The sequence below is a fragment of the Salimicrobium album genome (assembly GCF_900107115.1).
Classification (GTDB): Bacteria; Bacillota; Bacilli; order Bacillales; family Halobacillaceae; genus Salimicrobium; species Salimicrobium album.
In genome coordinates, this window is the sequence record NZ_FNOS01000003.1 from 154,489 (window position 1) to 175,123 (window position 20,635).

Annotated in this window: 19 protein-coding genes; 7 read left to right on the forward strand and 12 right to left on the reverse strand. The window is 48.7% G+C overall.

Annotation, left to right across the window (positions count from 1 at the left end; translation table 11 throughout):
* Positions 1–188 precede the first annotated feature (188 nt).
* A complete protein-coding gene (gene brnQ / locus BLU03_RS06855) occupies positions 189–1,526 on the forward strand; it encodes a branched-chain amino acid transport system II carrier protein (RefSeq protein ID WP_093106622.1) in 1,338 nt (445 codons plus the stop codon).
* A gap of 60 nt (positions 1,527–1,586) precedes the next feature.
* Here the strand turns inward: brnQ and BLU03_RS13535 are convergent, their stop codons facing one another.
* The 4 genes from BLU03_RS13535 to BLU03_RS06870 all read right to left on the reverse strand — a co-directional run bounded on the left by BLU03_RS13535 (position 1,587) and on the right by BLU03_RS06870 (position 6,704).
* A complete protein-coding gene (locus BLU03_RS13535; RefSeq protein WP_008589388.1) occupies positions 1,587–1,760 on the reverse strand; it encodes a hypothetical protein in 174 nt (57 codons plus the stop codon).
* 55 nt (positions 1,761–1,815) lie between these two features.
* Complete coding sequence (locus tag BLU03_RS06860) at positions 1,816–3,057, reverse strand: aminopeptidase (protein WP_093106625.1); 1,242 nt, start codon at positions 3,055–3,057, stop codon at positions 1,816–1,818.
* 103 nt (positions 3,058–3,160) lie between these two features.
* Entirely contained in the window at positions 3,161–5,035 is a 1,875-nt protein-coding gene (locus BLU03_RS06865) for an ABC-F family ATP-binding cassette domain-containing protein (RefSeq protein WP_093106628.1), read from the reverse strand.
* 238 nt (positions 5,036–5,273) lie between these two features.
* The gene (locus BLU03_RS06870; RefSeq protein WP_093106631.1) at positions 5,274–6,704 is read right to left on the reverse strand and encodes an alanine/glycine:cation symporter family protein; all 1,431 of its coding nucleotides are present in this window, start codon (positions 6,702–6,704) and stop codon (positions 5,274–5,276) included.
* 156 nt (positions 6,705–6,860) lie between these two features.
* Here BLU03_RS06870 and BLU03_RS06875 point away from each other — a divergent pair, with 156 nt between their 5' ends.
* Both BLU03_RS06875 and BLU03_RS06880 read left to right on the forward strand, forming a co-directional pair.
* Positions 6,861–7,196 (forward strand): hypothetical protein, encoded by a 336-nt coding sequence (locus BLU03_RS06875; protein WP_093106634.1) that lies wholly within the window; start codon positions 6,861–6,863, stop codon positions 7,194–7,196.
* 105 nt (positions 7,197–7,301) lie between these two features.
* On the forward strand, positions 7,302–7,838 hold the full coding sequence (locus BLU03_RS06880; protein ID WP_093106638.1) for an ATP-binding cassette domain-containing protein: 537 nt from the start codon (positions 7,302–7,304) through the stop codon (positions 7,836–7,838).
* A gap of 335 nt (positions 7,839–8,173) precedes the next feature.
* Here the strand turns inward: BLU03_RS06880 and BLU03_RS06890 are convergent, their stop codons facing one another.
* The 3 genes from BLU03_RS06890 to BLU03_RS06900 all read right to left on the reverse strand — a co-directional run bounded on the left by BLU03_RS06890 (position 8,174) and on the right by BLU03_RS06900 (position 10,768).
* On the reverse strand, positions 8,174–8,683 hold the full coding sequence (locus BLU03_RS06890; RefSeq protein WP_076571579.1) for an acyl-CoA thioesterase: 510 nt from the start codon (positions 8,681–8,683) through the stop codon (positions 8,174–8,176).
* 73 nt (positions 8,684–8,756) lie between these two features.
* A complete protein-coding gene (locus BLU03_RS06895) occupies positions 8,757–10,079 on the reverse strand; it encodes a sensor histidine kinase (protein WP_093106644.1) in 1,323 nt (440 codons plus the stop codon).
* Positions 10,076–10,768 (reverse strand): response regulator transcription factor, encoded by a 693-nt coding sequence (locus BLU03_RS06900; RefSeq protein WP_008589375.1) that lies wholly within the window; start codon positions 10,766–10,768, stop codon positions 10,076–10,078. Before BLU03_RS06900 ends, BLU03_RS06895 begins: the two co-directional genes overlap by 4 nt.
* A 136-nt stretch (positions 10,769–10,904) precedes the next feature.
* Between BLU03_RS06900 and BLU03_RS06905 the strand changes: the two genes are divergently transcribed.
* Together BLU03_RS06905 and BLU03_RS06910 are read left to right on the forward strand one after the other, a co-directional pair.
* The gene (locus tag BLU03_RS06905) at positions 10,905–12,056 is read left to right on the forward strand and encodes a S1C family serine protease (protein ID WP_093106647.1); all 1,152 of its coding nucleotides are present in this window, start codon (positions 10,905–10,907) and stop codon (positions 12,054–12,056) included.
* Positions 12,057–12,589: 533 nt separating this feature from the next.
* Positions 12,590–12,823 carry a TM2 domain-containing protein gene (locus BLU03_RS06910; RefSeq protein ID WP_008589371.1) on the forward strand — a complete coding sequence of 78 codons (234 nt, stop codon included), beginning with the start codon at positions 12,590–12,592 and terminating at the stop codon, positions 12,821–12,823.
* 50 nt (positions 12,824–12,873) lie between these two features.
* On the opposite strand, the gene cls is transcribed toward BLU03_RS06910, so the two are convergent.
* The 5 genes from cls to BLU03_RS06935 form a co-directional block, all read right to left on the reverse strand.
* Positions 12,874–14,322, reverse strand: a complete 1,449-nt coding sequence (cls, locus tag BLU03_RS06915) for a cardiolipin synthase (protein ID WP_093106651.1) — start codon at positions 14,320–14,322, stop codon at positions 12,874–12,876.
* Positions 14,323–14,466: 144 nt separating this feature from the next.
* Positions 14,467–15,003 carry a transcription repressor NadR gene (locus tag BLU03_RS06920; RefSeq protein ID WP_093106654.1) on the reverse strand — a complete coding sequence of 179 codons (537 nt, stop codon included), beginning with the start codon at positions 15,001–15,003 and terminating at the stop codon, positions 14,467–14,469.
* A gap of 118 nt (positions 15,004–15,121) precedes the next feature.
* The gene (locus BLU03_RS06925) at positions 15,122–16,570 is read right to left on the reverse strand and encodes a glycoside hydrolase family 32 protein (protein ID WP_093106657.1); all 1,449 of its coding nucleotides are present in this window, start codon (positions 16,568–16,570) and stop codon (positions 15,122–15,124) included.
* Between the two features lie 83 nt (positions 16,571–16,653).
* The gene (locus BLU03_RS06930) at positions 16,654–17,148 is read right to left on the reverse strand and encodes a PTS sugar transporter subunit IIA (protein ID WP_008589367.1); all 495 of its coding nucleotides are present in this window, start codon (positions 17,146–17,148) and stop codon (positions 16,654–16,656) included.
* A gap of 58 nt (positions 17,149–17,206) precedes the next feature.
* Positions 17,207–18,400, reverse strand: a complete 1,194-nt coding sequence (locus BLU03_RS06935; protein ID WP_093106660.1) for an MFS transporter — start codon at positions 18,398–18,400, stop codon at positions 17,207–17,209.
* Between the two features lie 228 nt (positions 18,401–18,628).
* Between BLU03_RS06935 and rarD the strand changes: the two genes are divergently transcribed.
* Both rarD and BLU03_RS06945 read left to right on the forward strand, forming a co-directional pair.
* Positions 18,629–19,531, forward strand: coding sequence for an EamA family transporter RarD (gene rarD / locus BLU03_RS06940; protein ID WP_093106663.1), 903 nt, complete (start codon positions 18,629–18,631; stop codon positions 19,529–19,531).
* Between the two features lie 232 nt (positions 19,532–19,763).
* Positions 19,764–20,618 (forward strand): TetR/AcrR family transcriptional regulator, encoded by an 855-nt coding sequence (locus BLU03_RS06945; RefSeq protein WP_093106666.1) that lies wholly within the window; start codon positions 19,764–19,766, stop codon positions 20,616–20,618.
* The last annotated feature ends 17 nt before the right edge of the window (positions 20,619–20,635 follow it).

A 20,635-nucleotide genomic window follows, 5' to 3' on the forward strand; every position in this document is an offset into this window, starting at 1 on the left:
AGAATGTAAACCTTTTCATTATTGACTCGCCGGGATCCTGAGCTTTGACATTAAATAGATTGACATAGCATTTGGAGGTTGATAACATAAAGTTCGGTTTTGATTTAATTTTATTTTCTAAAAATTAATATTTTTTAAAAGGCATACTTCCTATTAAGAAGCTGCCTGATACATTGGAGGCGCATCGGTTGAAAAACTCAAGAACTATAGCAGTAGGATTTATGTTGTTCGCCATGTTTTTCGGAGCGGGTAACCTCATTTACCCGGCTTCCCTCGGCATGGGGGCCGGAGAGAACTATCTTCCGGCTATCATAGGTTTCATCCTTACAGGGGTAGGACTCCCTATTACGGCTGTAATAGCTCTTTCTCTTTCCAAAAACGGAGCTACGGAGATTGCCGGAAGAGTGCACCCGGCTTTTGCTATTACTTTTGTTTCACTCATTTATCTCGCGATCGGTCCCTTTTTCGGTATCCCGAGAGCGGCCAACGTCGCCTATGAGATGGGAACGGCTCCATTAACCGGAGGCTTAAGTTCCCCCATTCTCTTTGTGTTTTCTCTCATCTTTTTCACCATCGTCTTTCTCATAAGCCGGAACCCTTCGAAACTCGTCGATATAATCGGACAGTGGCTCACTCCGCTTCTTTTCCTGTCTATCGCAGCCCTGGCGGCAGGAGCCCTGTTTCTTCCTTCTTCCGGTTCCGTCGCCCCGGGAGAAAAATACGGGACCACTCCCTTTTTCAGCGGTTTCGTCGAAGGTTACCTGACGATGGATGCTATCGCCGGGCTTGCGTTCGGAATCATCGTCATCACTTCCATCCAGCAGCAGGGAGTCACTGACCAAAAACAACTTACCAGACAGACGATTAAAGCAGGCGCTGTCACTGCCATCGGCCTCAGCCTCGTTTACGCTGCGATCGGCTGGGTAGGAGTGAAAATGGCCCCATCCGGAGATTTCGCCAGCGGAAGTCTTCTCCTGTCCAGTGCCGCCGAAACGATGTTCGGATCTACAGGAACCATTATATTGGGGCTCCTTGTAACGCTCGCCTGTTTTACGACTTGTGTAGGTCTCACCGTAACCTGCGGGCAGTACTTTTCGAAGCGTATCCCGAAGCTTACTTATCTACAGGTCATTACCGTCGTGACCATCCTCAGCCTCGGAATTACAAATCTCGGACTGAACCAGATCATCAAGTATTCGGTACCGGTACTGACATTTCTTTATCCCATCACTATCGTTCTCGTTATTCTTGCGTTTATCGGCAAGTATTTCCGGCACTCGCGCTACGTCTATCGGGGAGCAGTCGCTTTTACCGCAATAATCAGTCTTTATGAAGGGCTTCAGGTGCTGGAGATCAGCATAGAACCACTGACAGCCTTCGTAGAAATGTTGCCGTTCGTAACGATCGGGCTCGCCTGGGCCCTCCCCGCTTTCGCAGGGGGCGTACTCGGAGCGATCATACATGTGCTGATGCCATCCTCTTCAAAACGAAGAAGAGAGAAATACGCATTATCCCGAAGTAAATGATGGGAGAGATGCAAAAAAGAGTTCCTGCCATTTTCGGCGGAACTCTTTTTTTGCATCTTTCTATTCTACATCGTCATAATCAGTTTCCCGTTCTTTATGACGCTTTTGACAGGCTTTGCAAAGCTTCACTTCTTCTTCTTTTTTCGTCTGAAGCAGTTTACCGCAGTTGTTGCATTTACTGAATTCGTTAGGGTTCCCCTGGAACCCTGCAAGTTCGTGTTCCGGTCCCGGCATAAGATTCACTCCTTCTTTTCGGTTGTGAAAATCTTATACCCTTCCCGACCCGTTATTAATCTTCATTGAAGTCGAGAGACCAGCTGCCATTTCTCATTACAGCTTCTTCTTTACCGTCTTCAAGAACTCCGTCTATATCCATTTCGCCGGAGCCCATCATGAAGTCTACGTGTACAAGACTGTGGTTGACCCCGTTCTCATCAAGCTCTTTCTCACTCATGTCAGAACCGCCTTCCACGTTGTTCGGATACGCTTTTCCGAAAGCCAGGTGGCAGGAAGCGTTCTCGTCGTACAGGGTATTGTAGAATATGAGGCCTGACTGCGAGATCGGAGACTCGTGAGGGACGAGCGCCAGTTCACCGAGGTGGGAAGCTCCGTCATCCGTATCAAGCAGCTGCTCCAGTGTTTCCTCTCCCTGCTCGGCAGAAAAGTCGACGACCTCTCCGTCTTTAAAGGTAAGTGTAAAGTTATCGATCACACTGCCCCCGTAATTCAGAGGTTTCGTACTCGAAACGATTCCGTCCACTCCGTATTTGTGAGGAGCCGTAAAAACTTCCTCCGTCGGCATGTTCGGATTGAACGGCACACCGTCTTCCGTCCGGCTAGCTCCGCCTTTCCATATGTGCCCCTTCGGAAGAGCAACGGTAAGGTTCGTACCGGGTCCCTGGTAGACGAGCTCTTTATACTGCTTTCTGTTCAGGAACTGCCGTGCGTTTTCAAGCATTTCATTATGCTCATCCCACGCTTTGACCGGGTCCTCCTGGTCGATGCGGACGATAGAGAAAATCTCCTCCCACAGCTTCTCTTTCGCTGTTTCTGCGTCTGCTTCCGGAAATATTTTCTGCGCCCAGGCGGTGATCGGGATACTGACAATCGACCACTGAATCCGGTCGTTCATCGTGTAGTTACGAAATTCGGCCATGGCTTCACTGCGGGATTTCTGCGCTGCAGCAATCTTTTTTGCGTCAATTCCCTGCAGAAGGTCGGGATCTGTTGCACGTACGGAAAGAATGGCCATCCCTTCTTCGCCGAACGATTTGAACATATCCTGCTGCCATTCTGGAACTTCTTTCAATGTCTCTGTATCTGCGTATTCATAGCGCAGGCGGGTAATGTCATCGTCTCCCCAATTGATATGTACGTCTTTTGCCCCCAGTTCAAAAGCTTTCTTTACGATTACCCGCGTAAAGTCCGCTCCCTCTACCGTAGAATTAATGACCAGTTTCTGATCTTTCTGCAGATTGACTCCGGTTCTCAGCGCCAGATCTGCGTACTTATCAAGCATATGTTGGTGCATAACACTCATCACCTTTCCAAGGAATTTTTCGCTTTCTATTATTTCACAATTGCCCCTTCAATACAAAAAAGGGACCTTCATGAAGGCCCCCGGCTTTCTTCCATCAGTTTTCTTCCATCAGTTCGGACAATTCTTCCCACCGTTCCATTTTCTGTTCAAGTTCTTCTTCTTTTCTCTGCTGTTCTTTGTACAGTTCTTCCGCTTTATCGAAATCACTTCCGGTTTCACTGATTTCTGTTTTGATCTCTTCGATCCGTTCTTCTACAGCCGAGATATCGTCTTCAATCGTCTTCCATTCCTGCTGATCCTGATAGGACAGTTTCTTTTTCCGCTTCGTACGCGACTCTTTTTTCTGAGCAGGTGCAGCGTCCTGTTTCTTCTCCTCTTTCTTTTTCTCCAGGAATTCACTGTAGGCTCCCTGAAACTTCTCGAAATTCCCATCAGTTTCAAGAGCAATCAGCCGATCGGCGATTCTGTCGAGGAAGTAACGGTCGTGGCTGACAGTAATGACGACACCCGGAAAGCTGTCGATATAATCCTCAAGCACGCTCAGCGTTTCCGTATCAAGGTCGTTCGTCGGCTCATCGAGAAACAGGACGTTCGGTTCCTCCATCAGCACCTTCAGAAGATACAGTCTGCGGCGTTCGCCCCCTGATAACCTTCTTATATACGTCCACTGGTGGCTGCGGGAGAATAAAAACCGCTCAAGCATCTGCTCGGCTGTCACCTGATGCTTATCTTTCGTCGAGATGACTTCGGCCGTCTCTTTAATGTACCCGATGACAGTCTGATCGCCATCCAGCTCTTCGTGGTCCTGTTTATAGTATCCGATTTTCACAGTCGGTCCGATGTGTACGGCGCCTTCCGACGGTTCTCTCCGCCCTGCCATTATATTGAGCAGCGTCGTCTTTCCGGTCCCGTTCGGTCCGATGATGCCGATACGTTCTCCCGGTACAATCAGATCACTGATATGACGGAACAGATAGTCCTCTTCAAATTTATGGCCGATATCCTCGAGTTCCATCACCTGTTTTCCGAGGCGGGTGGAGGCCGTAGCGATATCAGCTTCTTCCTTATCCGTTTCGAACGTCTTCTCCTTCATCGCTTCCACACGCTGCTTTCTGGCTTTCTGTTTCGTACCTCGGGCTTTCACTCCACGCTTCAGCCATGCAAGTTCCTGTTTCAGCACGTTCTGATGCTTCGCTTCTCTCCGTTTTTCGAGTTCTTCCCGTTCCGCTTTTTTCTCAAGGAAAACTTCGTAGTTACCTTCGTACTCATAAAGCTGTCCTCTTTCCAGTTCAAATATTTTATTCGTTACCCGGTTCAGAAAATAGCGGTCGTGGGTGACAAGCATAAGTGCCCCTTTGTACTGACTCAAATACTCCTCGAGCCATTCGATCGTTTCATTATCAAGGTGGTTGGTCGGCTCATCCAGAAGCAGAAGATCCGCCGGCTGCAGCAGGGCTTTCGCAATCGCCACGCGCTTCTTCTGGCCCCCGGACAGCTCCTTCACCTTATGGTTATACGCTTCGATGCCAAGCTGGGAGAGGACTTTTTTCGCCTCCGTACTCGCTTCCCATGCTCCCGCATCTTCCATTTTTTCCTGTGCTTCCATCAATTCGTTCTGGACCTTTTCGTCCTCCGGCTTTTCCATCGTCTGCTGAAGAGCTTTCTCGTATCTCCGCAACACTTTCATAATGTCCGAGTCCCCGTAGTAAATCTGTTCAAAAACCGTGTCTTCTTCTTCAAGTTCAGGCTCCTGGGACAAATATTCCACGTGGAAATCCTTGGCGTGATGAACGTTACCTGCATCCTTCGATTCGATATCTGCGAGGATTTTCAGTAACGAGGATTTCCCGGTCCCGTTTACGCCTATAAGACCGATTCTTTCCCTATCTTCCACCGTAAATGAAAGTTCATCGAACAGTATTTTATCTCCGTACCCTTTAGCGAGATTTTCTGCGATCAGTATACTCATAGCTACCATCCTTTTTCGTTCAGATCATGATTGTATTTTAGCACAGAGACGAAGGAATACGAAAAAAACCGCTGCGGGAGCGGTTTCAGCTTGTAGAGGAATCTGTTTTTCTCTGCAAGTTTTGTGGAGTTCTCGCGCGGGGGGTGAATCCCGTTCGCCCTTCATTGAAAAACAAAAAAAAAAAAGCTGCCGAGATTTTCTCGACAGCCTGACATCCAATGTGGATACGTTTTTTCGTTTATTTCTTATCGTTTCTGACAGGGTCCGTGCGTTTCCAGTAATCCATACCCTTCACACCGGGCAGATGGTCCTGATAAAAGACCGGGTCTTTCCCCTGTCTGCGCTGATTCAAATAGTCTTTCAGCGCCGCGTAAGCGATCTTCGATAACAGGAAGATGGCGTACAGGTTTATCAGTGCCATAATTCCCATCGTCATGTCCGCAAGCGACCACACGAGACCGAATTCGGCAACGGCCCCGAACATCACCATGAGCAGTACACTCGCACGGTAAATGAGTTTCAGCCTTCCGCTCGTCCGGATGAATTCAAGGTTCGTTTCCCCATAATAGTAGTTACCGATGATAGAACTGAAAGCGAATAGGAAGATGGCGACCGCAATAAAGATGGAGGCCCACTGTCCTATCTCATTCTCAAAAGCCATCTGGGTGATCTGAATCCCTTCTGCGCCTCCCGGATTCTTATATTCTCCGGAAAAGAGGATAATAGTTGCCGTAGCACTACAGATGATCAGCGTATCGATAAATACCCCAAGCGTCTGGATAAGTCCCTGTTTCACCGGGTGCGTCACTTCCGAGGTAGCAGCTGCGTTCGGCGCACTACCCATACCGGCTTCGTTCGAGAACAGACCACGCTGCACACCGATCATGATCATACCTCCGATAGTACCGCCTGCAAATTCACGGAAACCGAAAGCACTGGAAAAAATAAGACCGATCATATCCGGAACCTGCCCAAGGTTGAGAAACAGGACGTACAGAGCCAAAGCCACGTAGAAAAATGCCATGATCGGGATAATGAACTGCGTCACCTGAGCAATCCTTCTCAGACCTCCGAAGATGATGGACGCTACGATAGCCGTTAAAATCAGCCCGAGCACCCAGCCGTCGAGAGAGAAAGAACGTTCAAAAGCGGAAGAGATCGTATTCGACTGCACGGAACTGAAAACAAGCCCATATGTAAACGTGATGGTGATAGCGAATATGATTCCGAGAGTACGGTTGTTCAGTCCTTTTTCCATGTAATAGGCAGGACCTCCGCGATACTGATTGTATTCCGGTGTTTTGAATATTTGAGCCAGCGTACTTTCGATAAAACTCGATGCTCCGCCAAGGATGGCCACAAGCCACATCCAGAATACGGCTCCCGGGCCGCCGGTGGAAACGGCTGCTGCGACACCTGCAAGGTTCCCTGTCCCTACACGGGATGCGGTACTTATAGCAAATGCCTGAAACGCAGATGTTCCTTTCTTGCCTTCTGCTGTAATCGATCTTTTATCGAAAAGCACCCGGAACATTTCCGGTATGAGACGGAACTGGGCGAATTTCAGCTTTATGGAAAACCATAACCCCAGTCCGAGAAGTACGACGATGAGAACATAGCCCCACAATATATCATTGAAAAAACTTATAACACTTTCCGCTAACCCCATATTCTTTTCCTCCTTAGAATTAAAACAACCAATTCTTCTCCTTCTTTCACTTTACCAATAAATGAAAACAATTAAAATTCTTTTCCCGAACTGTTTGACATTTTTTCAAGTATCTCTACAATGAGTACCCAATTCATCGAAAGGAGAAAACATTTTATGAAACAGGCCATTTGTACAGTGCTTACGATAATAGGACTCGCCCTGGCCCTCTTTTTCACTTCGGATTACACGGGAACCAATGATAATTACCACATTGATATAGTCGATACTGTCGAGGAAATTGAACATCAGACCCCTGCCACTGTAACGGAGACAAAGATTTCGGAACCGGAGGACGGCTTTATGGTCCGCCTCGGGAGAGAAGGCCAGGTTGCAGGCACAGACCTGTTGCTGCCAATGGACGCCGGACTGCTGGATCGCCCTTTACAGGGAGGATTTATACAGCCTGTCACTGAACAGACAGAGGAAGCGCATGCCGCTTTCTCCGTCTAATTCAAAAATATCCGAAATTTCTATTGACTATTTTTCGCAATGTTATAAAATAAAGACTGCAAATGATAACCATTTTCATTTGAACTACATAAAAAAGCCGGGACTATGAAAAAAGTATTTATTTCAACCCTGTTCCTTGCTTTTCTCCTGCTTCTCGCAGCGTGCGGAAACAACTCGGGAGAAGAAGAAAGCTCCGGAAACGGAGAGAAAGCTGAGAAAGAAGAAACTTCTTCAGAAGAAGCCTCCTCTTCCGAAGAAAGAGGCGGAGAAGTTGAAATGCTGGATCTTGTCCGGATGGATGAGTATAAAAACCGGTATCCTCATGAGTTGAGCGGAGGACAGCAGCAGAGGATCGCCCTTGCCAGAGCTCTTGCTCCCTCCCCTTCCCTGCTTCTTCTTGATGAACCATTCAGCAGTCTCGAGGCCGACCTTCAGGTTACTATTCGTAACGAGTTGTATGACATTCTGAAGAAAACGGGAACGACGACTGTTTTCGTCACTCATGACCGGGAAGATGCAAAAGCTGTTGCCGACCGTATCGTTACGATGCGCGACGGTGCCGCTCATGACTGGGACTCCCTGTGTACGACCCTGCCCGAGGCAGAAACGCCTCCTGAAGTTATACACCACTCCTCCCGGTGACCGATAAAAAGCGCGCAACCCCTGAGCAGTATTCAGGGGTTGCGCGCTTTTTTCTTTGTTTCTGAACGGGTGGGTCCGCCTTTGTTGTCCAGCTGCAACTTCCAGAAGCTCCTGTTGTAAGCAGTAACCTTATTTTCGGGAGAGAGCACCCGAAAAGTAAGCCTCCTGCTTACACCTGCGCTTCTAATCGGAAGTTTCCGCTTTTCTATTTCATCCAGCTTCGCCATTCAGAAGTCCGTAAGATAAGCTGCCCCTCCTGTTTCGGGACAAAACACCCGAAGCCCGGAGAGTCTGCTTATCTTAGACCTTCTAATCGAATGGCTACGCTTTTGTTTTTACCACGGGAGGCCCGTTCCGTATATTTCCGCCAGTTCTTTCGATTCTTTTCTTCTTTCTTTTCGCTGGTCATGACGGGCAGAAGCTCCCGCATGGAGACGTTTTTCCTGATCGGTTTCCGGGTAAACGGCCGGAATCGGTACAGGTTTATTTTCTTCGTTTACGGCTACCATCGATACAAACGCCGTGGTACATACTTTCCGATCTCCACTCAGCAAGTCTTCCGTTATCGCCTTAACGAATACTTCCATCGAAGTATTGTGAGTCCAGGTCACGAAAGCTTCAAGACATATCGCGTGCCCTTCGAACACAGGATGGAGAAAGTCCACGGAATCGATGGATGCAGTGACTACCGGCTGCCTGCAGTGCCGGACTGCAGCGATTGCCGCAATATCATCGATATACGCCATCAGCTTGCCTCCGAATAACGTCCCGTGACTGTTCGTATCCGGGGGGAGGACGTGAGAATTTTTAACTGTAAAGGATTCTCTGGCTTTTTTCGCTTCCATGTCATCTATCACCTTTCTGATTCTATTCTATAATATAATTTCCTATCTTATTATAGCACGTGCTGCAAGTCGCTCACCCCGAGACCGGGAGTCTTATTTCGAAGACGGCTCCGGAACCTTCCAGATTATAGGCTGAAATCGTTCCGCCGCTTCTCTCGATGATCGCTCTTGAGATCGCCAGGCCAAGACCCGTTTCCCCGTCTTTTCCTTTTTGGAAGCGTTCGAATAAGTGCGGCATAACTTCTTCTCCGATGCCTTCCCCGTCATCCTGTATGCGGATAAGGAAGTCCCCGTTTCTTTCCACCGTAATCGAAAGTCGGGATGACGCATGACGCACTCCGTTTCGCCCTATATTCATAAGAGCCTGCAGGAAACGTTCCGGGTCAGCACTGATGAACCCGTCGCCTTCTATATGCACGTCCACTTCTATATTTTTCTCTTCCGCCAGCGGCAGCAGCCTGTCCGCCGCACGACCTGTCCATTCACTTAATTTCAGGTCTTCCGGCCGATAAATATCTTCGTTACTGTCGAGTTTGGCCAGCAGAATCATTTCATTTACGATTTTTTTCAGGCGGTCGATTTCTTCCACCATCACCGTAAGACCACGATCTCTTTTCTCTCCTTCAAACACACCGTCCCTTATACCTTCCGCATATCCCTGGATGGACATGAGAGGAGTTTTGAGCTCGTGGGAGGCGTTTTGGAAAAACTGCTGCTGTGTACGGATGTATCTTTCAAGTTCTCCGGCCATCTGTCTTACACTCTGGTCCACTTCTTTTATTTCTCCGGTCGCTTGTACGGGCTGTACTTCATTGAATTTACGCTTTTCAATCTTTTTGACCTCCTGTTTCAACCGTTCAAGAGGAGTGACGAGCTTTCTTGTGAACAGATAACTGACAACTGCTGCAAGAAGCAGGCCAAGAACAAAGATGAGCATTATTCTCCAGACGAAATTCATCTGGATGGCGGCCAGGTCCCCGATAGGCGTAGCCATCACCAGTACCTGGTCCCCACTCAGTTCATGATCCGAGACGACGTACTGGCCGTACCCGCTGTCCCACGTGTCACTTCCCGCAAGCTCTTCTTCGTAACGTTCCACCCAGTCTGACGCTGCCTCTTCCGGGAGAGTGTGAAACAACAGCTCTCCGGTGGACTTATCAAACAGGAGAAGGGGGTAGTTCTGATCCTGAATCAGACTCGAGACTTCCGGAGACTGGAGAAGACGATCCGGATCGTTCAAAATGTCGACGAGCAGCTCCGCACGCATTTCCAGCTGCCTTTTTTCATCCATAATAAAAATATCCATAACGAGGGAGTACAGTACGATTGCCGTAATCGTCATTACGACGAGAATGAGTCCCGTAAAGGCGGTGTTCAGCTGATGGAGCAGTCTCATGAGCCCGGAGACCTCAATCTGTACCCGTATCCCCACACCGTTTCAAGATCGAGATCGGGGAATTTCTTTCTGAGTCGTTTCATCAGATCGTCAACAGCTCTGTCACTCCCGAAGTAATCCATACCCCATACGGACTCGAGAAGCGTCTCCCGGGAAAAAGCTTTATTCTCGTGTTCGGCAAGCACACGGAGCATCTCGAACTCTTTCTGGGTCGTCTCCACTTCCTCCCCTGCATAAAAAGCAAGACGTTCCGTTAAGTTCAGCTCAAGGTTCCCGGAAAGAATCGTCTCCTCCCCGTCGGCTCCTCTCCCCTTCTGCATCTGTTTCCAGCGTTTCACATGCCTCTTGACGCGGGCAACAAGCTCGCGCGGGCTGAACGGCTTAGTCAGGTAATCATCACCTCCGAGCTCCAGCCCCAGTATTTTATCCACCTCTTCGTCTTTGGCTGAAATAATAATGATCGGAACTTCCGAATGCGTGCGTACCTTTTTACAAAATTCATAACCATCCATTCCGGGCAGCATAATATCCAGGACCCACAGATCAGGTTTTGCGGACTTATTGAATAATTCCCATGCCTGTTCCGCCGAATCCACATCCTCCACCCGGTACCCTTCTTTCTCCAGGTACGTTTTCACGATTTCCCGGATGTTATCATCATCTTCCACGAGTCCTATATAAGTGTCCATTCCATTACCTCCTGTATTTACATATTTATTCCGTAAATAATCCATATGCATCCCATATCTCTTTTTTATAATAAGTTATACAACATCTTCTCACAGATTTATTCATATTGTATCAGAAAGGAGCGGTTTCCGAACGATGAAACTATTTCAGCGCAACGGAGACGGTAAACGGGTCTCCAAACGAAACGGATTCGCCTTCGGGGTCTTCGGAGCCATCGTAGCCGTTTTTATCGTAACGGCACTATTCCAGTCCCAGGGGATTCAGATAAATATAGAAACAAACCCTGAAAAAGCTCAGGCGAACCCGCTTACTGTCGAAAACACCGAAAAAAATAATATTAAAGCTATTCAGGCCGCACAGGAAGCGGTCGTAGGCGTAAGTGCCGTGAAAGAAGGAGCACGCGGAGAAAAAAGTGCCGGTACAGGTTCAGGAGTCATATATAAAAAGGATGGAGACAAGGCCCTTGTTGTGACGAATCACCACGTCATCGAACAGGCTTCCGACCTGGAGGTCACTTTAAGTGACGGCACCAAAACGGATGCCGAACTCCAGGGAAGTGACCCCTTTACGGACCTGGCAGTTCTGGAAATAGACGCTGAGCACGTTTCCAAAGTAGCAGATTTTGCGAAGAGTGAAGATGTAGAGGTCGGTCAGACGGCTTTCGCCATCGGTAACCCGTTAGGTATGGACTTCGCCGGTTCCGTGACCAAAGGAATCGTAAGCGGTCTGGACAGAAACGTACCCGTCGATTTGAACGGGGATTCAGAACCGGATTGGCATACTACCGTTTTCCAGACCGATGCTGCCATCAACCCGGGTAACAGCGGCGGGGCTCTGATTAATCAGAACGGAAAAGTGATCGGTATCAATTCGATGAAGATAGCGAAAGCGGAAGTAGAAGGCATCGGATTCGCCATCCCGGCAGAGACGGTCACTTCCATCACCTCGGAACTCGAATCGAAAGGAGAAGTGGAACGCCCTTATATCGGGGTCTCTCTCTATGATTTATCTCAACTGCCGGCACGCGCTGTTCAGGGGGAACTGAATCTTCCTGAAAACGTAGAAGGCGGCGCAGTAGTCGGTAAAACCGCAACAGGCACACCTGCAGCAGAAGCAGGACTGAAGCAAAATGATGTGATTACAGCAATTAACGGAGAAACGGTCGCCTCCACCCTCGACCTGCGCAAGTATCTGTATGAGGATGCAAAAGCAGGAGACGAAGCGACGCTGACCGTTTACAGAAACGGCCAGCAACAGCAAATAACCCTGACACTGAGTGAGCAATAAACAAAAGCGGAACCACCCGTTCAGAAGTTCCGGACTAAGCAGAAAGTTCGCTTTTCAGACGGTCTTTCCTGAAAAAAGAAGCTGCTGCTTAGAACGCGGACTTCTGGGTGGTGCAGCTGGAGAAACAAAAGCGGAAACTTCCGGTTAGAAGCGCTGGCGTAAGCAGGGGAATTACTTTTCGGGTGCCTTTCCCGAAAATAAGGGTACTGCTTACGACAGGAGCTTCTGGAAGTTGGAGCTGGATGAGGAAAAAAAGCGGAACCACCCGTTTTTCAAATACCGCGTGGAGGCGGAATTCCCTCCACGTCACCGGCAGAACGCCGGTGAAGGGCTCCCCTCTTTGCCCTGGTATATCCCAATATGACGACGGGATACGATAAAGAATTTCCGAAAGACCCGAACTCTCTGGTAGTACACCAGAAAACCTGACCTCTCTTCGGACGGAGTACACTTCAAGTGTGCTCCGTTCGTTTTCGTTCATTTATAAACGGGAATCCTTATTCTATAACACTTATTCAGAAAGGAGTCTCTCCATGCAGAAGCGAAGTGTCATTCTTGCCTACATTCTCTGGCTGTTCCTCGGCCAGCTGGGCATTCATAGATTTTATACAGGACGCACAGGCTCCGGAATCATCCAGCTGATTCTCGGCGCAGCCGGCTGGGCTACTACAGGTATACTGATTGGCTGGTTCCCTCTTTTCGTACTCTGGATCTGGCTGGTTATCGATATTTTCCTTATTCCGGGCATGTGCCGCAACCCTGAATAATACAAAAAAGAGTTCAACCCCTGAGATTGGGAGTTGAACTCTTTTTTCATTTATAAAACCGGAGAAAGCAGCCGGGCGATCGCTTCTTTAAAGCGGATCCACACCGAGCGCTGCTCGTACAGGGAGTGGGTCAGCTCAGTAGTGAGCTCACTGTCCTCCATGAACCTGTCCGTCAGTTCACCGGCAAGTTTCGTATCATAAACAAACGCATTCACTTCAAAATTAAGACGGAAACTCCGTACGTCGATGTTCGCTGTACCTACCGAGGAGACCACGCCGTCAGCTACAATCGTCTTCGCATGCAGAAAACCGTTCTGATAAATGTAGACTTTGGCACCTGCCCACAGCAGATCTCCGACGTTTGAATACGTCGCCCAGTATACAAAAGGGTGATCCGGTTTGTTAGGAATCATCACTCGCACATCCACCCCGGAAAGAGAAGCGACGCGCAGGGCATCAAGCAGACTGTCGTCCGGAATGAAGTAGGGCGTCTGGATGTATACATACTCTTTCGCTGAAAGAATCGTCTTGATGTATCCGTGCTTGATCTGTTCCCATTCGGAATCGGGGCCGCTTGAGACGATCTGTACTGCCGAATCCCCGGGCTCCGACTCAAAGAGGGGATAGAATCGCTCGTCATACAGAATGTCGCGTTTGGAAGCCTGGTTCCAGTCCAGAATAAACCGTGTCTGTAAATTGTGGACGGCACTCCCTCTGACACGCAGGTGCGTATCTCTCCAATACCCGAATTTCTTATCTTTGCCGAGATATTCATCCCCGATATTGAACCCGCCGATGTATCCGATCGTTCCATCAATGATTGCCAGTTTCCGGTGATTCCTGTAGTTGATTTTCATGTTCAGTTTAGGAATGAGTGGAGGGAAGAAAGATTCCATCTCCACACCGGCACGCTTCATTTCTTTTATGTAGGAGCGGCTCAACAGCCGGGACCCCATGTCGTCATACAACAGTTTCACAGAGACCCCTTCTTCGGCCTTTTTTCTCAGAACCGTTCCGAGCCTCCTCCCCAGGTTATCGTGACGCAATATGTAATAAAGGAGGTGAACATGGTCCTGAGCTTTCTCAATATCCTGCATCAGTGCCTGGAATTTCTCCTCTCCGTCCGTATAGAGATCCAGTTTATTATCCTGGCTAAGTAGTGCATCATTGTTTTTCAAATGCATATAAATCTGGTCTTCGTGAGGAGCGACTTCCGGATGTTTCAATTCAAACTCGTCATTATCGATTGCACGCAGCTGTTCCTGTACAGCCGCTAACAGGCCGAGGCGTGCTTTCTTATCCCACGTGAATATTTCTTTTCTGCTTAACCGGCGGCCGAACATCAGATAAATAATGAAACCGGCTACAGGAACAAACATCAATACCATCAGCCACGCCCATGTGGCACTGGCGTCCCTGCGTTCCAGGAATATAATCGTAAACCCGAGCAGAACGTTTAAAAAGATGATCACCGTTACAAAATAAGGTATAAATTCCACGTCTGCCACTTCCCTTTCTCGAAATTCCTTCTCTGTTCACTATATCATAGGGGTTTTGATAGAAGAAAGATATACCGAAGCTTGTGTGTGGCATACCGCGCTTCTTTCTTATACAAAAGAAGCAGGAATACTGTCTCCTGTTTCTTACTCTACGAGGAAGCCTCTTCCGCCCAGTTCCCGTAGCGCCTCATGGAGAGCTCCCTCCCTCTCGGACGCTATCTCATGAGTGTGGACACCTCCGGTCAATTCCAGAAGATAAGAAGCATTCGAGGAATGGACCTGTTCTACGAAACGTTCCACATCACGGCGGTTTTCGAGATGGAGCTCGGCTTTCATGTCTCCATAAACCGGGTGTTCCACCACTACACTCTTTACATGTACCCCGTGATCGACAAGAATGTCGAGTTCCTCCTTCGTCTCGGAAGGGCTGTGGCAGCATACGATCGTCTTCCTGTAGTGAAAATCCTGCTTTTCGTCTTTCATGTAAAGATAGCCCTGACTGGTAGCTATAATCGGCTCACCTCCGGCTTTTAGCAGTGAAACGTCAGCCACGATCACCTGTCTTGTCACCTTCATTTCTTCTGCCAGCAGTTTACCGGTAACAGCAGCACCCCGTATTTTCAGTCGTTGCAAAATAGCTTCCCGGCGCTCGGAGGCTCTCAGTTTCTTTCCGTAAGTCATAGGTGCACCCCTCTTTCTCCTTATATGATTCACGTAACATCAAAAGCTTCCCTGTTTCTATTCCTGTTTCGGGGAAATCGGGAGACCTGCCCGGAGCTCGAACAGATCCGCTCACTCCCTACGCATAGGATGTGATTTCTACAGGAGCAAGCTCCCACATCTTCACTCCGAACGTGGAAGTTCCAAGAGAAGTGAATGCAAGATCGGACAATGCAGCATCCGCAAAGATACGTGATGTGAATACTTCTTCCCCGCCGTTTACGAAGATTTCAAGCGACGAACGATCGATAAACAGATGCAGATTGCGAAGAGGGCCGTCCAGCTGTACATGCCTGAATTCGGTCTTCTCCGGTTCTTCGGGGTGAGGACGGGAGAGGGTGAGAAGATTTTCGGATCTTTTATAGGAAAACGATGCTTCACGGAACAGTTCCACTGCCCACATGTCCTCCAGTGATTCAAACTCGATCTCAAGCTCTGCTGCCCTGCCGTTCACACCTTCCAACTCCTGCTGATCGTTGGTAATCTCGGCTTTCTTCTCAACGGGTTCCCTGCTTTTTCTCCATTGGCGAGCCTCGGGGAAAGGACGCTGAATAATTTTGTCCCCGTCCCATGAAAGTTCTCTCGGAATAGTCCAGGTATGTGTCCATCCGCTGTTTACCGTCGGATGTGACTCTTCATACTGTCCGGGTACTCCCATCCAGGCGATCATCAATCGGCGTCCGCCCGTTTCGAACGTCTGCGGTGCGTAAAATTCGAAACCCCGATCCAGCTCCCTGAAATCTTCCTTTCGCCATCTCTTCCCTTCTGTCACTCCGGAAATATATCCGGCCTGGGAGGCATTCCGGAAATGGATATCCTCTGAGGTTAATCCGCGGGCGCTGAAGAAAAGAATGTCTTCCCCATCCAGAGTGAAGTAATCCGGATTCTCCCACATTTCTCCCTCCCGATTTCCCGCTTCCGCCAGACGTTTAACGACTTCCCATTCTTTCAGGTCGGGGGACGTATACAGGAGAATCACCCCTCTGTCCCCCTCTGTTTGCGAACCGGCCGCCATGAACCACTGATCCCCTTCTCTCCACACGTTGGGGGAGCGGAAAGAAGAGGTGACGTTTTCCGGCAAATCGAGGAGCACTTCCTGTTTCTCGAAGCTGTGACCGTTCTCCGAAACCGCTACGGCCGGATACTCCCGTATTTGTCCATCCTTATCTTTTGCATACCCAGTATAGAACAAGTGAAGGACACCGTCTTTGATGACGGCGCTCCCTGCAGAACAGCCCTCGGCATCGTACCACTCACCCGGTACGAGAGCCGGTTCTTCAAGAGTGTAATGGAGGAAATCGACTGTACGGTAATGTCCCCGTATTTTCATACTGTGCCCGGTGTCGAACGGGTTCCATTGAAAGAACAAATGATACTCTCCGTCCCATTCCACAAGCCCGGCAGGTTCGCCCATCAGCCCCACCGGAGCCATAAGATGATAGCTCTGCCGATGCGGATCTGCTTCCACTTCATTTCTGTTTTTATGTATCTCTTTTTTTACGGATTTCTTGAATTCTTCCTCTTTCATGAATGCTCACTCCTTCACCCGTGTATTTCTTCCTTCGAAAAAAAAGCCCGGAAAGACGTGCTTCCGGGCCGGAGTTCCTTAATTTACTTTGCTGTCACCGAAGCAATGACCGTTTCACCGGCGGTTGCGTTCTCCGTTTGATGGACTTCAAAAGACTCGACAGCATCATCATAGTTTGTAATTACTACGGGAGTGACGACCGCCTTGGCTTTTTCGGCAACAAGGTCTTTATCGAAGGTGACAAGAGGGTCTCCTGTCTTCACTTTGTCTCCCTGGCTTACATGACCTTCAAAACCTTCTCCTTCCATGGATACGGTTTCCAGACCTATATGGACAAGGATTTCCAGACCATTGGAAGTTTTGACACCGACAGCGTGGTTAGTCGGGAATATTTGAACGATCTCTCCGTCCACCGGACTTACCACCTTTCCGTCTGACGGTTCGATAGCCATGCCATCTCCCATCATGCGCTGGCTGAATACGGGATCCGGCACCTCATCGAGTGCTACTACTTTACCATTCACCGGTGCTACAATCGAAATGTTTTTATCTTCTTTACCAAATAATTTTTTGAACATGTCGTGGTCCATCCTTTCTATTCGTTATCTTTTATCCGTTTTCCCTCGACCATTATATTTAAACCTCACGGGACTGTACACTCTTTTTGTGTTTCCCGCGCTGAAATCTTCCGTGCAGCAGTATGTAAACACCGACAATAAGTACGATGAAAATGGAGCTGTTCACGTAAAGACTGCGAAAGCCTACGGATTCTGCAACAATCCCTACAAGAAAAGATCCGGAGCCGATGCCGATATCAAAAATAGTGAAAAAGGTCGCCGTTGCCGCTCCGGCGCGTTTCGGAACCTTTTGCAGAGCGATGGTCTGCATGCTCGGTACAAGTGTGCCGTAGCCCAGTCCGATCAGACCACCGGCTGCCAGCAGGACGAAAGCCGTCTGTGCTGATCCGAGCAGATACATCCCTATACTGAAGATGAAAATCGCCGGAATAACGATAATGTTTTCGCCATACTGATCAAACCACTTTCCGGTAAACGGCCGTGACAAAAGCAGTACTACGGCATAAACGACGAAGAAGTAGCTTGCCGCTTCTTCCAGCCCGATGTTTTTAGCATGTACGGAAACAAACGACAATACACTCGAGTAGGCCAGAGCGATGAACGCCCCGGTCAGAGCCACCGGAAGCACCGACTTTTCGAGAAGACCGTTCACCCCCGGCATAAGACTTTGTGGTCTGTCCGCCTCAGGGAGTTTCGGGACGCGGATAAATAACCCGGTGGCGAATGCCAGACCGGCGAATAACGTGCAGACTGCAAAAAGCGTCGTATACGTGTACGACTGGATAAGGGTGAGTCCGACAAAGGGACCGGCCACCATAGCCAAATTCATGGACATAGCGAAATACCCCATTCCTTCACCCTTACGCGAATCAGGGACGACATCAGCGGCCAGCGCCCCCATAACAGTCGTACCCATACCGAATCCTATCCCCTGGATAAACCGGATAAGAAGAAGCCAGCCGAAGGATTCCGCAAAAAAGTAGAATCCGCTGCTTACGAAGAAAATGGTGACAGCCGTTATCAGCATCGGCATCCTTCCTATAGCATCCACCCAGTGACCCGAAAGGGGGCGTATAATAATAGCCGAAAGGAGAAAGACAGTGACTACGAGCCCGGCTCTGCTCTCAGGCACCTGCAGCTGTTCGATGGAAAAAATCGGCATCGTTACAAACAGTATGTAAAACACGAGAAATATGAAAAAGTTACTGGTACATACGTTCAAAAAACTTTTCGTCCACAAAGGTTGTTTCATCGTTCTCCGTCCTTTTTTTCTAACAGTTGAAGTTACACTAATTTGTAAGCACGCCCACCATTATAACAATATCCAAAAGGTGGTGTCTATTTATCCCTCCGGCCATTCTTCATCCGGAGCCCGGTATCCGGAAGCAATAATCTTCCATTCTTACCGTCATTTCGCTAAAATGGGACTGGCATAAACGAAACGAAACAGACGGCACTGTCTTCAGGGAGGAGGGGGAAAATGGAAGAGGAAAACAAGGGGATTCTCATTACAATCGTCGCTTATCTGCTGTGGGGTATTCTGCCCATCTACTGGAAAACACTGGAACACATAGCCCCTTTCGAAATTCTGGCCCACCGGATAGTGTGGGCACTCGTATTCATGGTTGGAATCGTTATCGTTCTCCGCAAACAGAAAGACTTTTTCCAGAGTGTACGGACGCTATGGAATGATAAAAAATCGCTTATCGGCATTATTCTGGCGTCCTTCGCCATCAGCCTGAACTGGTTCATCTTCATCTGGGCTGTAAACAGCGGGCATGTGGTTCAGGCAAGTCTCGGCTACTATATCAACCCTCTGATCAGCATCTTTTTCAGTATGCTCGTAATGAAGGAAACTTTCACGAAAGCCCAGTGGTTCTCTTTCCTTCTCGCCGGTGCGGGAGTGGCTTATATGACCGTTAGCGTTGGAGCATTCCCGTGGGTGTCCGTCGCTCTTGCGATGAGTTTCGCAGTATATGGACTTCTGAAGAAAATGGCGGCCATCCCGGCCATTTTCGGTCTGACGGTGGAAACAGCAATCGTGACGCCTCTTGCTCTGGTTTACCTGATTCCTGCTTCCGGGTTCCCCGGAGAGGTGACGTGGTTCTCCTCGAATTCCCTGCTCGTATTCAGCGCAGGAGCAGTGACAGCCATACCTCTGTTACTTTTCACGAGCGGAACAAAACGCATACCACTCTCCATGGTGGGCTTTCTTCAATATATAGCACCGACTCTTATGCTTTTGATCGGGGTGTTTATGTATAACGAACCTTTCACATCCGTTCACGCCGTAGCTTTCGCTTTCATCTGGACAGGACTGCTTTTATATACCGTAGAAAGATTCAAAAAAACTGGCCATAGAAAAGTGAAACCTTCCGTTTAGAAGCGGCAGAACGAAGCAGGAAGGACGAGCGAAAGGCGGTTTTCCTTTCCCGGACATACTGCTTCGGGCATGAGCTTCTGGAAGGTGGAGCTGGCCCTCGAAAAGTGAAACCTTCCACTTAGAAGCGGCAGAACGAAGCAGGAAGGACGAGCGAAAAGTGTTCGAACGAAAGCGAACCCCTTCCGCCCCGTGTTATACTGAAAAATATCAGCAACTCCAAGGAGAATGTACTATGGACGAAAAATCGATATCCATCATGCAGGCAGCCATCAAATTATTTGCAAAAAAAGGATTCACCTCGACTTCCGTTCAGGAAATCGCTAAAAACGCAGGAATCTCCAAGGGAGCTTTTTACCTTCACTTTTCTTCCAAAGACGAACTGCTTTTTGCCCTGTTTGATTACTACTATAATCAGATGAAAGCAAAAGTGGATGCATGTGCTAATGAACCGGATCCGCGCGAGAAGTTTGTTTCACAACTTGCCGTAATGTTCAAAGAAATAGCCTCTCACCGGGATTTCATTAAGATGCAGATTCGTGAACAGACGATCCCGTTCAACGAAGATATCGAAACGTTCACCAGCCGGATGCGTTATGAATCGTACCAGTTCTATCAGAACCACATCCTTGACATTTACGGTAAAAATGCGGAGGAATTCTCTTTTGAAATAAGTATCATAAGCGAAGGGATGTACAAAGCCTATCTGGAGCTGATTCTTATGGAAGGAGCCCGCTTCGACTTCAGGAACCTGGCCGAAACCTTACTGCGACGGGTCGACTACCTCGTTGAAGGCTTTCTCTATCATCAGGATACTCCGCTGCTCACAAAAGCATACATGGCGGACCTCATCCCCGAAGAGTTCCTCGGCGTCAGCGAATCGGCCCTTCATAAACTGATACAGGCAGAAGAAACGAAAGCCGGCGGTGAAGAAAAAGAAGCGCTGACCATCCTGAAAGAAGAGCTCACTTCCTCCTCTCCCCGCAATGCTATCATTAAAGGAATGACGGCTGTCCTTCGGGAAGACGGCAGATTTGAAGAAATTATAGACCGTGTGGAAGAAACCTATCCGGAGATAAGGTCCCGTTAAATCTTTATTCGTCTTTC